General features: G+C 64.7%; 13 protein-coding genes. 5 read left to right on the top strand and 8 right to left on the bottom strand.

The window, feature by feature from the left end; translation table 11 throughout:
* The first annotated feature begins 45 nt into the window (after positions 1-45).
* Positions 46-447 (top strand): cytidine deaminase, encoded by a 402-nt coding sequence (cdd, locus tag B0E50_RS15835; protein ID WP_077442645.1) that lies wholly within the window; start codon positions 46-48, stop codon positions 445-447.
* Positions 448-464: 17 nt separating this feature from the next.
* Here cdd and B0E50_RS15830 read toward each other — a convergent pair whose 3' ends face one another.
* A complete protein-coding gene (locus tag B0E50_RS15830; RefSeq protein WP_168170900.1) occupies positions 465-2,174 on the bottom strand; it encodes a GGDEF domain-containing protein in 1,710 nt (569 codons plus the stop codon).
* 153 nt (positions 2,175-2,327) lie between these two features.
* Between B0E50_RS15830 and B0E50_RS15825 the strand changes: the two genes are divergently transcribed.
* The 3 genes from B0E50_RS15825 to B0E50_RS15815 all read left to right on the top strand — a co-directional run bounded on the left by B0E50_RS15825 (position 2,328) and on the right by B0E50_RS15815 (position 4,438).
* Complete coding sequence (locus tag B0E50_RS15825) at positions 2,328-2,897, top strand: nitroreductase (protein ID WP_077442297.1); 570 nt, start codon at positions 2,328-2,330, stop codon at positions 2,895-2,897.
* Positions 2,894-3,799, top strand: a complete 906-nt coding sequence (locus tag B0E50_RS15820) for a 5'-3' exonuclease H3TH domain-containing protein (RefSeq protein ID WP_077442644.1) — start codon at positions 2,894-2,896, stop codon at positions 3,797-3,799. Before B0E50_RS15825 ends, B0E50_RS15820 begins: the two co-directional genes overlap by 4 nt.
* A gap of 72 nt (positions 3,800-3,871) precedes the next feature.
* Positions 3,872-4,438: an NUDIX hydrolase gene (locus tag B0E50_RS15815; protein WP_077442296.1), complete on the top strand. Its 567-nt coding sequence runs from the start codon at positions 3,872-3,874 to the stop codon at positions 4,436-4,438.
* Positions 4,439-4,477: 39 nt separating this feature from the next.
* On the opposite strand, the gene B0E50_RS15810 is transcribed toward B0E50_RS15815, so the two are convergent.
* From B0E50_RS15810 to rsmD, 7 genes are all read right to left on the bottom strand, one after another.
* Positions 4,478-5,530: a TMEM43 family protein gene (locus B0E50_RS15810; protein WP_077442295.1), complete on the bottom strand. Its 1,053-nt coding sequence runs from the start codon at positions 5,528-5,530 to the stop codon at positions 4,478-4,480.
* Entirely contained in the window at positions 5,527-6,399 is an 873-nt protein-coding gene (locus B0E50_RS15805) for an MBL fold metallo-hydrolase (protein ID WP_077442294.1), read from the bottom strand. Before B0E50_RS15805 ends, B0E50_RS15810 begins: the two co-directional genes overlap by 4 nt.
* A 9-nt stretch (positions 6,400-6,408) precedes the next feature.
* Complete coding sequence (ggt, locus tag B0E50_RS15800; RefSeq protein ID WP_077442293.1) at positions 6,409-8,145, bottom strand: gamma-glutamyltransferase; 1,737 nt, start codon at positions 8,143-8,145, stop codon at positions 6,409-6,411.
* Positions 8,142-8,402 carry a YfhL family 4Fe-4S dicluster ferredoxin gene (locus B0E50_RS15795; RefSeq protein ID WP_077442292.1) on the bottom strand — a complete coding sequence of 87 codons (261 nt, stop codon included), beginning with the start codon at positions 8,400-8,402 and terminating at the stop codon, positions 8,142-8,144. Before B0E50_RS15795 ends, ggt begins: the two co-directional genes overlap by 4 nt.
* 161 nt (positions 8,403-8,563) lie before the next feature.
* The gene (locus B0E50_RS15790) at positions 8,564-9,064 is read right to left on the bottom strand and encodes a hypothetical protein (protein WP_077442291.1); all 501 of its coding nucleotides are present in this window, start codon (positions 9,062-9,064) and stop codon (positions 8,564-8,566) included.
* Positions 9,057-9,596 (bottom strand): pantetheine-phosphate adenylyltransferase, encoded by a 540-nt coding sequence (gene coaD / locus B0E50_RS15785; RefSeq protein ID WP_077442290.1) that lies wholly within the window; start codon positions 9,594-9,596, stop codon positions 9,057-9,059. The genes B0E50_RS15790 and coaD overlap by 8 nt, the downstream gene beginning before the upstream one ends.
* 39 nt (positions 9,597-9,635) lie before the next feature.
* Positions 9,636-10,217 carry a 16S rRNA (guanine(966)-N(2))-methyltransferase RsmD gene (rsmD, locus tag B0E50_RS15780; RefSeq protein ID WP_077442289.1) on the bottom strand — a complete coding sequence of 194 codons (582 nt, stop codon included), beginning with the start codon at positions 10,215-10,217 and terminating at the stop codon, positions 9,636-9,638.
* Between the two features lie 74 nt (positions 10,218-10,291).
* Here rsmD and ftsY point away from each other — a divergent pair, with 74 nt between their 5' ends.
* Entirely contained in the window at positions 10,292-11,428 is a 1,137-nt protein-coding gene (ftsY, locus tag B0E50_RS15775; RefSeq protein WP_077442288.1) for a signal recognition particle-docking protein FtsY, read from the top strand.
* The last annotated feature ends 17 nt before the right edge of the window (positions 11,429-11,445 follow it).

Genomic DNA, 11,445 nt, shown 5'->3' with positions numbered 1-11,445 from the left:
TTGCTGGAGATCCCGATGTCCGTATCACCCCATACTATCGATGGCATGGCGTTCGACGACTTGCTGGCACTCGCGCGCAGTGCGCGCGAACACGCGTATGCACCGTATTCGCACTTCCAGGTCGGTGCCGCCCTGCTGACTCGGGACGGTCGCCGGTTCAACGGCTGCAACGTGGAGAACGCAGCTTACGGTTTGTGCAACTGCGCCGAACGTACCGCCCTGTTTGGCGCAGTCGCCGCCGGCTGCCGACCCGGCGATTTCGTCGCACTGGCGGTGATCGCCGATACCGACGACCCGGTCAGCCCCTGCGGCGCCTGCCGCCAGGTGATGGCCGAGCTATGCAACGACACCATGCCGGTGCTTCTCGCCAACCTGCACGGGAACACCCAGGAAACCACCGTGGGAGCACTACTGCCTGGTTCTTTCAAGCTGCCGCTTACCGCGTGATCTTGAGTGTGGCCGATTCAGGCGGCCGCACCGAACGCCGGATAGACCGCAACGCAGTTGCGTCCATCTGACTTGGCGCGGTACAGCGCGGCGTCAGCCTGCTCGATCAACTGTTCGGGCGAATCCTGCCCTGCGCCCGCGAAACCGGAGACGCCCAGACTGACGGTCAACCTGACTGTCTCGCCACCAGCCTGGAACGGATCGGACTCGACACGGCGGCGTATGCGTTCGCCGATGGCTTCTGCTTCCTGCCGCCCGGTATGGAGCAGCAACACCACGAACTCCTCGCCGCCCCAGCGCGCCAGAATGTCGCCCGGCCGCAGCTCGTACTGAATGCGTTCGGCCACGATTCGCAGGCAGGCGTCGCCGACAAGATGCCCGTGATGATCATTGACCACCTTGAAGTGATCGAGATCGAGAAAGATCAACGACAGCGATTGCCGCGCCTGCCGCGCTGCGGCCAGCGCCTCGGCCATGCGCACCATCAAGGCCCGGCGATTGTGCAGCCCGGTCAGCGCATCGTGCTGTGCTTCGTCGCGTGCATGATCGCGCTCACGGCGTATTTGCAGCGTGGACACTCCCAGTCCGAGTGTCAGTACCAGACTGGACAACGACAGCGACGCCGGCAGGGTAAATTCAAGCCAGCCGGGCAGCGGGGTCGCCAACAGCAATTGCGCGGCACGCAGTGCGGTGAATACCGATTGCGGGCTCCATGCGAGCAAAAAGATGCCGGCCGCCACGCTACCGCGACGCCATGCCACGACCACCGCGAGAATCGCAACCGCCCCGCAGATCAGGAACAGCATATTGCCGATATCCGGCTGCAGGCTGTTCCCATCGTGAAAGCTCATCGGCAGCAGCGAGGTCAGCGTCAACACTACCCACGGCGCCCGCAACCAGGACAGCACGCGCGCAAAATGCGGCGCGATGCGACGCATATCGCAGAACTCGATGAGAAACGACAGCGCGAATGGCGTACTCAGGGCCGCCACAAACCACAGCACACGGATGCCCAATGGTTCCAGCCACCGGCCGCCCGGCAATAAATAAAGGTCGCCGGTAGACACCAGCAGATAGAAAAACTGCGGTGTCAGGTAACCGACAAAAAATCCGTACAGCTTCTCGCGCAAGGCAAGCCAGAGTGTCAGCCCGACCAGGATCATGGTGAGTTGCACGGCCTCGAAGAATGTCATCAACCGCGCCCAGCGGATATCGGCGGCCTGATAGCCCTCCTCTGGATAGACTTTCGCGCTGAACGGCATGCGCTTGCTCGAAGCGGATACACGGAGATAGGCACTCTGGGCAGCACCGAGATTCTGGGGCAGCTCGAAAACCAGGGCGCGACGCGAGAAACGCGGATCGCGGCCGCTCTGCGCGTGGTATTCGACCATTGGCCGGAACTCCGGCGCAACGAACAGTGTCACCGGCTGAAAGCGTGCGTTCTGTATCACCAGCAATGGCGGGCTGTGCTCGTGCCAGTCTGCCAGGAGCTGCAGGCGATACCAGCGTGCAACTCCCTTGTCGAATACCAGCACATCGCTCTTGACGGGCTGAAAGGCGGTATCCCATGCACCCGCCGTCACCGTAGCTGCGGCAGGGTCAACCCCCTCCGGCAGCGCAGCCACACGCAGGCTCACCGGAATGGGTTCGGCATCGGCATACGCGGCTTCTGGCTGTGCAAAAGCCAGCAGGCTGAATGCGGCCACGCAGATCAGCAATCGCATCATGGGAAGCCCCCGGATGCGCATATCGTACGCCTGATTTGTGGCATGCCAAAGTCCCGCCTGTATGCGAAACCGGAGGTGACGGTGCTTCCGAGCTCATCGCACAACATTCGCTTGCCGGCTAGCATGGGCCACTCCACCCATTCGGTTTTCTCCATGTCCGGCTCGTTATCCCTGCTCCAGCAACGCCATTCCGTGCCCTCGCGCCAGCTCGGCGAACCGGCACCGGACGAGGCGACCCTGCACGCCTTGCTGGAGGCAGCGATCCGCGTGCCCGACCATGGCAAGCTGGTGCCGTTTCGGCTGATCCGCTTGCAAGAAGAGGCGAAACTTCGCTTCGGCGAGCGACTGACTGCCATCGCGATCCGCAACAGCCCCGACATGTCCGAGGCCAAGCTGGAGAAGGAGCGCCTGCGCTATACCTTCGCCCCGCTGGTGATGGTGGTAGTCGCCTGCCTGCACGCCGACAGCAAGGTGCCGGAGATCGAGCAGAAGCTGTGCGCCGGCAACGTCGCCTACAACATCCTGCTCGGTGCGTACGCACTCGGCTACGGTGCGCAATGGCTGACCGGCTGGGCTGCCTACGACCGCGAAGTGGCGACAATCCTCGGTCTGGCGGAAGACGAGCACGTAATCGGCTTCATCCACCTGGGCACGCCACAGCTCGAAGTGCCTGACCGTGACCGCCCGGTGCTGGCCGATCTGCTCGGCACGTGGACGCCGTGAACACACCGGCAAGCGGACTTCCAGCCGTCCATCTGATCGACGGAAGCCTGTATGTGTTCCGCGCCTGGCATTCGATGCCGGACGAGTTCTTCGATGCGGACGGCCATCCGGTCAACGCGGTGCACGGCTACACCCGCTTCCTGTGCGAATTGCTGGAGCGCACGCAACCCGAGCACATCGCGGTGGCGTTCGATGCCTCGCTGACCAGTTCGTTCCGCAACGCGATCTACCCGCCCTACAAGGCCAATCGCGAACTGCCGCCACCGGACCTCGAACGACAGTTCGTGCAATGCCGCGCCGTCACCGAGGCACTCGGCATCCACGTGATGATCGACCACAGTTTCGAGGCGGACGACCTGATCGGCAGCACGGTGTGGCATTTGCGCGCGCAGGGCTGGCGCAGCGTGATCGTCTCCGCCGACAAGGACTTCGGCCAGTTGCTGGGCGAACACGACGAACAATGGGACTACGCCCGCAGCCAGCGCTGGGGCCCCGCCGGCGTGCACGAGAAGCTCGGCGTGCATCCGCAGCAGGTGGCCGACTATCTCGCCCTGTGCGGCGATGCAGTGGACAACATCCCTGGCGTGCCGGGCGTCGGCGCCAAGACCGCTGCCGCCCTGCTCAGCCACTTCGGCAGCCTGGACAACCTGCTCGACCGCATCGACGAAGTGCCCTTCCTGCGCCTGCGCGGTGCCGCTACCTGCGCTGCGAAATTGCGCGAACACGCCGAACAGGCGCGGCTTTACCGCAGGCTCACCCGCATCGCACTGGATGCACCGGGCGCCAGTGCCACCGACATGCTGCTGCGCCGGCGCAGCGAACCCGGAACGCTCGACGCGCTGTGCGAGCAATTGCGCTTCGGCGCCTTCACCCGCAGCAGGCTGCGCGCGCTGCTGCGCTGAGCGTGCCCCACCGGTTGTCGTCATCGACCGGGCACGTCACCATGTGGGCTGCCCTCGGAGCCATGGCCACACATGAACGATCACGCAAGCCGCATTCCCGTCGACGCCGATGCCCCGGTGGAAACCCTGTGCGAAGGCCGCTGGCTGAGCCTGCGCAAACGCGGCCGCTGGGAATACGCCGAACGCAACAATCCCGGCGGTGCGGTGATCATCCTGGCGGTGACGCCGGACGACAAGGTGCTGTTCGTCGAGCAATATCGCGTGTCGATCCTGCAGAACACCATCGAGATGCCGGCCGGCCTGGTCGGCGACATGGCCGATCAGGCCGACGAAAGTGCTCTGGTGGCCGCACAGCGCGAACTGGAGGAGGAAACCGGTTATCGCTGCCAGCGCGTCGACTTCATCCACCGCGGGCCATCATCCTCCGGCATGAGCACCGAGATGATCGCGTTCGTGCGTGCCTGGGATCTGCAGAAAGTTGGCCCGGGCGGCGGTGACGAAACGGAAAACATCGTGGTGCACGAAGTGCCGCGCCTGGAGGCCGGCGCGTGGCTGTTCGCCCGCGCCGCCGAAGGCTATTCGATCGACCCGAAACTGTTTGCCGGACTGTGGTTCATCGAGCACGCCGGCAGACAGTGAACCGCTGCGAGTGCTAGTCAATCGGACGCTTGTGGATAATCACTGGTCCGGCAACGAGTGATGGCGTTGCACGCGCCAGACTGCAACAGCAAAGCCGCAAAGCGTGACCGCCAGCCACACGCACAGCATGAGCGCATCGCGTCCCAGCCACAGCACGCTGGCCACCGTGCCCACGGCCAGTGCGCCCAGCGCCAGCGCCAGCAGTACATCGCCCCGATGGCGATGCGTCACCAGCAGCAGGAAAGCACCCAGCACGGCCAGCAGCATGGCCAGAATCCAGCTGCCCATGACGTACGCCGGTGGCACCGGCAGATCGGGAAACACGTCGAGCAGGGGCACGTTGCCCACCTCCACGTCATAGCCCTTGCCGTCGGCGGCATCGGCTGCCTCGACGAGCCGGTCACCATCCACGCGCGCGACGATCGTCATTTCCTGCAACGGCACGGCGTTCCAGCTCACCCGCAGGTCGCCCAGCCGCGGGTCGCCCGGATGTGCACTGGTCACCAAGTAATCCTGGTACGGCGTGAAACTCGCGGCGAGGTTTTCCGGCAGCACTTTCGGATCCGGTGCAACCTGCTCCGAGCCGGGCAACGCGTGCAGCAGTTGCGGCGACAGCCTGAATCCACTCAGCCGCACCAGGCCGGCATCGAACTGCTTGCCGCTGAGCGGAAAACTGGTTGGATTGGCGTGCCCGGCCGGCTCCTTGAAGTGACTGGCATTGAGTGGCCGATCCACCCAGTCGAGTTCGTAGTGCACGCTGTCGCCGATGCGTATCTCGCGCCACTGGAACATTTCGACGTGGCGCACCAGCACCGGCGTGCTGACCTGCAGATTGAAATCCGGATCGAGCGGTGCCTCCACCACCCGCGGCGTCCCGACCAGTCGCACCATGGCACCGTGCTGGCCTGCCTGCGGGCCCGCATCATCGGCCAGACTGGTCACTTCGCCGCCATGCCGGTCGACCGCCGCCTGATAGTTGAGCTGGCCACGTATCGTCATCGCGATCAGTCCGATACCGGCAAGCATCAGCAAGGCTCCGGCGACATTGCACGCCATGCCACGCAACGACATGGCACCAACCATCTTCTTCATGCGGCCGCCTCCGTCATGAACGGCTGCACGCCACGCAGCTCGCGCAATTCGTCGGCTGTCCCGAAACGCCCACGCTCATCACGTATCACCCGCGCCAGCGCACAATCATGATCGTGCGTGAAGAACAACTGCACCTCACGCGCCAGCTTGTCGTCCAGGAACACCTGTTTCTCGTCGATCAGTTTCTCCGGGAAACGGTCGTAGCCCATGGTGATCGGCAGATGCACCCAGAATCGGCCCGGAATGAGATCCGCACAGAACACCACACCAGCAACCTCGGCCAGCATCAGGCCCGGCGTATGGCCGTCTGAAAAGCTGAAACGCACCGCGTTGCCCAGCGTCTGCGAATATTCGCCCTCGACCAGCTCCAGCCGTCCGCTGGCCTGCAGCAGCGGCTGCAGTTCGGGAATGAATGAGGCGCGGTCGCGCGGATGCGGCTTGAGCGCACGCCGCCAATGCTCGGCACCCACCACAAAACGTGCGCGTGGAAACAGCAGCCGCGGCGGCTGGCCTTGTTCCCACGCCGCCAGCAGACCACCGGCATGGTCGAAATGCAGGTGCGACAGCACCACCACGTCGATGTCTTCATGGCTCAGGCCGACTGCGACCAGCGAATCAAGCAGCACATGCTGCGGCTCGACCACACCGTAACGCTCGCGCAACGCAGGCTCGAAAAACGCGCCGATGCCGGTCTCGAACAGCACGTTCCGCCCGTCCAGATCCTTCACCAGCAGGCAGCGACAGGCCAGCGGAATCCGGTTCTCGGCATCCGGTTTGATCCAGCGCGACCACAGCGCTTTTGGAGCGTTGCCAAACATGGCGCCGCCATCGAGCTGCTGAGAGTTGCCCTGGATCGAGAACAGCTCCATCACCCGACCCTACTGCACCTTGCCCAGGCCCGAAGGGCGGCGCGGGTCGCTGGCTGCGTCGAGCTGGTTGGTCTTGCGATCCCAGGTGACCACATTCATGAAACCCCACGATTCGCGTTGCTTCAGCGCGTAGCCCATCTTTGTCAGTGCGTCGCTGGTGGCCGGGTCGAATGTGCCGTCCTCGACCATCACCTCATCGGGCATGTACTGATGATGGAATCGTTTATGCGCGGCGATCTGCTGTGCGCTTTCGCCATCGATGAAATGCAGGATGCCCTCCAGCACCTGGGTGATGATGGTCGAACCACCGGGCGAACCGATCACCGCGGTGCGGTCGGCGCCGATCACGATGCTCGGCGACATCGACGACAGCATGCGCTTGCCTGGCGCCGGCGCGTTTGCCGCGCTGCCGAGCAGGCCGTAGACGTTCGGCTTGTTCGGCACCAGTGCGAAATCATCCATCTCGTCGTTCAGCAGTACGCCAGTGCCTGCCGCGACGAAGGTGGAACCCATCACGTAGTTCACCGTCGAGGTGATCGCCGCCATGTTGCCATCGGCATCGATAATCGAGAAATGCGTGGTGTGCATGCCCGGCTCGGGCGCCTCGGCTCGCGGCAGCATCGATGACGGCGTGGCCCGGTCGGGCAGGATGCTCTGGCGCAGGCCGTCGGCGTAGTACGGCGACAGCAGCATGTCCAGCGGCATCTTCACGAAATCCGGATCGCCCAGATAGTCGTTGTGGTCGCGGAATGCGCGGCGCATCGCTTCGACGATGTAATGCACGCGCTGTGCCTGGTCCATCTTCGACAGATCGAAGCCGGACAGGATGTTGAGGATCTCGGCAATCGCTACGCCACCGGACGACGGTGGTGGCGCAGTGACGATGCGATAACCTCGATAATTCACCACGATCGGCGTGCGCTCCTTCGCCTGGTAGCCGGCCAGATCGGCCAGCGTCCAGTTGCCACCGGCCGCACGCACAGCAGCAACCAGCTTCTGCGCAGTCTCGCCACGATAGAAGCCGTCATCGCCATGCGCAGCAATCAGCTCCCAGGTGCGCGCCTGATCCGGATCGCGCCAAATCGCACCGTCGGCGGGCGGTTTGCCATCCGGCAAATACTTGGCGACCGAGGCCGGCCAGCGCTGGATGTTCTGCTGTTCTTCGGCGATCGAGTGACGCAGGCGCGCATCCGGCTGGAAACCATCGCGGGCGGTGCGGATTGCCGGGGCCAGCGACTGCTGCAAGGGAAGCCTGCCGTAACGTTTCGCGATCAACACCAGGCCAGCCGGTTCGCCCGGGATGCCGGCGGAAAGCGGCCCCTTGAGGGCCGTGTCGCGGTTCGGGCTGCCATCGGGGTTGAGGTAGTCCCTGGGGTTTACCGCGGCCGGCGCGGTCTCGCGCGCGTCGATGAACACATCGTGGTCATCCTTCGCCCGATGCAGCACGGCCATGAAGCCGCCGCCGATGCCGGAGCTTTCCGGCTCCACCACCGACAGTGTGGACGCAACCGCAACCGCTGCATCGAACGCATTGCCACCCTTGGCCAGCACTTCGAGACCGGCGTTGGTGGCGAGATAATTCGCACTGGCAATCGCCGCATGACCCGGACGTTGCTGCAACTGTGCCGACTGCACCTGCGCGGCATTGCCCGTAGCGGTTTTCGGCGAGCCATCAGCCGCGAACGCTGCGGTGCCAGTAAGCAACAGGCTCAGAACCAGTACTCGTCCATGCAGGGAAACACTCATGCTACAGACTCCTTGGCCATCAGGTGACGGTATTTGAGATCGAGCTGCTCGTGCGACTCGACGTGTGCGGGGTCGACGATGATGCATTCGACCGGGCACACCTCGATGCATTGCGGTTCGTCATGATGTCCGATGCACTCGGTGCACAGTGCCGGGTCGATCACGTAGAACTCCTCGCCCAGCGAGATCGCCTTGTTCGGGCAAACCGGTTCGCAGACATCGCAATTGACGCAGGTGTCGAGGATTTTCAAGGACATGGCAGTCGATATTACAGGTCGGGCGCATATGGCCCGTGACACACGAACAGGCAGGCATCCCGATGCGGCAATGCCACGGGCGGAACGCCCAACCCTGCCCCTCTCCGCAGGAGAGCAGCCGGGAAGGATGGCCGCGCCAGGCACGGCCATCCCCTTGGCTCTTACATGGCGACGAAGCGGACGGTCGCGCCGGTCGGCTTCAGGGCATCCGTGACGCGCTGCTCGTCGGCCTTGTCACCGATGAACAGGATGATCACGTCCTTGAACGAACCCGGCTTGGCATCCTTGAAGGCGGCCACGACCAGGTCGGCAGTGGTGGCGGAAACCGGGCCACCAAAGGCCAGCAGATTGCCCGGCAGCACGCCGCGGGCGACGGTGTCCTGCACGCTCTGCAGCTGACGGTCATTCTGCGCCTTGGCGTCGTCGGTGGTACCCGCAGTCACCATGTAGGCGTACGGCTGGTTGGCCGTCATGCCCTGCATGTTCTTCTGCACGATCTGGCCGAGGTAGCTGTTCCACCCCTTGGAGTCGCTGGGATCGGTCGGCTTCGGCGCCTGCTGCACCTGCTGCTGGGCATCCTGCTGATCATCCTGCTTGTTGCAGGCGCTCAGGCCCAGGCTGGCGGTCAGCGCGATGGCGGCAATGAGAGCGAATTTACGCATGGTTATCACCTTCTGTTTCGGGTTGCTTGTTGAAGCCGGTGCGGCTTTTCTGCCAGCGCTGACGCATGGCCTGTTGTACCGCGGGATGCACGAAACCGGAGATATCGCCGCCCAGGCGACCGATCTCGCGCACCAGCGACGAGGAAATGAAACTGTATTGTTCGGCCGGCGTCAGGAACAGTGTTTCCGCTTGCGGAATCAGATGCCGGTTCATGCTGGCCAGCTGGAATTCGTATTCGAAATCCGACACCGCGCGCAGGCCGCGGATGATCACCCCGGCACCTACCTCCTCGATGAAGGTGGCCAGCAGGCAGTCGAAGCCGCGCACCTCCACGTTCGGCAGGTCGGCCAGCGCCAGCCGGGCCAGGGTGATGCGCTCGCTGATGCTGAAGCCCGGCCCCTTGCTGGAGCTGTCCGCCACCGCCACGATCACTCGCTCGAACAATGGCGCGGCACGCGTCACCAGATCGGTATGACCGTTGGTGATCGGATCGAAGGTGCCCGGATAGATGGCCAGGCGCGGGTTGCCCAATGGTTTGCTCACGAGACGGAAGCGGCAGCTGAATTGACCCTAGCTTAACGGAAGCGCACGCCGATAGAGCGCAAAACGCACCTCGCCGGCATGACCTTCGCGATGCAGCTGCCAGTTCGGCGGCAGTCCCGGTACACCGTGGCGCGGCGATTCCACATAGATCCACGCCCGTGCCGCCAGCCAGCCGCCCGCCTCCAGCCGCTGCCCCAGGGCAGCCCACAAGCCCAGCGCGAATGGCGGGTCCAGGAACACCAGGTCGTACGGCTGCGGCGCTCCCTGCAGGAACGCCCCTGCCTCTACGGCAGTCACCTTGCCGGCGCCGACCTTGAGCCGTCCCAGGTTGTCGCGCAATGCCTGCGCCGCTTGTGCATCGCGCTCGACGAACTGCACGCTGGCCGCGCCACGGGAGAGTGCCTCGACGCCCAGCGCGCCGGTACCGGCACACAGGTCGAGGCAACGCGTACCTTCCACCACCGGCGCCAGCCAGTTGAACAGGGTCTCGCGCACCCGCTCGGCGGTGGGCCGCAGGCCCGGCAGATCCGGCACGTCGAGCCGCGAATTGCGCAGGCTGCCGCCGATGACGCGGACCCGCCCCGGCGCGGCATTGCGCCCGCGGCTCAAGACACCGGGCCCTCAGCGGCCAGTACGGATGGGAGTGTTAGCATGCCGCCCATTGTCTTTGAATCACGGCCGCAATGCTCAAGTTCTGGAAGAAGAAACCCGCCGAGACGACTGCGGAGCCACCGGCCGCCAAGGTGCCTGCCGACACCGCTGCGCCGGAAAGTAGTGATCCGCTGTTGCACGAGGCATTGGTGGAAATCCCCGCACCCGCCGAAATCCGGCCCGATTCCGAACGATTCGTGGCGCCCGCCGACGAACCCGCGCCAGCCGCCGAGGCACCTCCCAAACGAAGCTGGCGCGAGCGCCTGTCCGGCAATGCCTTCGCGCGCGGCCTCAGCTCGCTGTTCGTGCGCCATCCGAGGCTCGACGACGATCTGCTGGACGAGCTGGAAACCACCCTGATCACCGCCGATGTCGGCATCGAGGCCAGCACCGAGCTGGTCGAAAGCCTGCGCAAGCGCATGCACAAGCGTGAATTCGCCGACGCCCCGGCATTGCTGGCCGCGTTGCGTGAGGCGCTGGTCGCCCTGCTGAAACCGGTCGAGCAGCCACTGGACGTTCGCGGCCACCACCCGTTCGTGGTGCTCACGGTCGGCATCAACGGCGCCGGCAAGACCACCACCATCGGCAAGCTGGCGCGCAGGTGGCGCGACGAACGCTATGCGGTGATGCTGGCCGCCGGCGACACCTTCCGCGCTGCCGCGGTCGAGCAACTCAAGACCTGGGGCGAACGCAACCAGGTGCCGGTGATCTCGCAGGGCCAGGACGCCGATGCCGCCAGCGTGATCTTCGATGCGCTGCAGGCGGCCCGTTCGCGCGGCATCGACGTCCTGATCGCCGACACCGCCGGCCGCCTGCATACCCAGGGCGGCCTGATGGACGAGCTGGGCAAGATCGCCCGCGTGCTGAAGAAGCTCGATGCCGACGCACCGCATGAGGTGCTGATGGTGATCGACGGCACCACCGGACAGAACGCGGTCAATCAGGTGCGCCAGTTCCGCCAGATCGTCGGCGTCACCGGCCTGGTCGTCACCAAGCTCGACGGTACCGCCAAGGGTGGCGTGGTGTTTGCGCTGGCACGCGAGTTCGGCTTGCCGATCCGTTTCGTCGGCCTCGGCGAAACCGCCACCGACCTGCGCGTGTTCGAGGCCGAGGCGTTTGTCGACGGCCTGCTGCCCGCCAGCCTCGGTGTTGGGCATGGCCATGACTGAAGCGCGGGGCTGAACCG

Source organism: Rhodanobacter sp. C01, assembly GCF_002001045.1.
Taxonomy (GTDB): Bacteria; Pseudomonadota; Gammaproteobacteria; order Xanthomonadales; family Rhodanobacteraceae; genus Rhodanobacter.
This window is presented reverse-complemented; position numbering and strand designations above follow the sequence as displayed.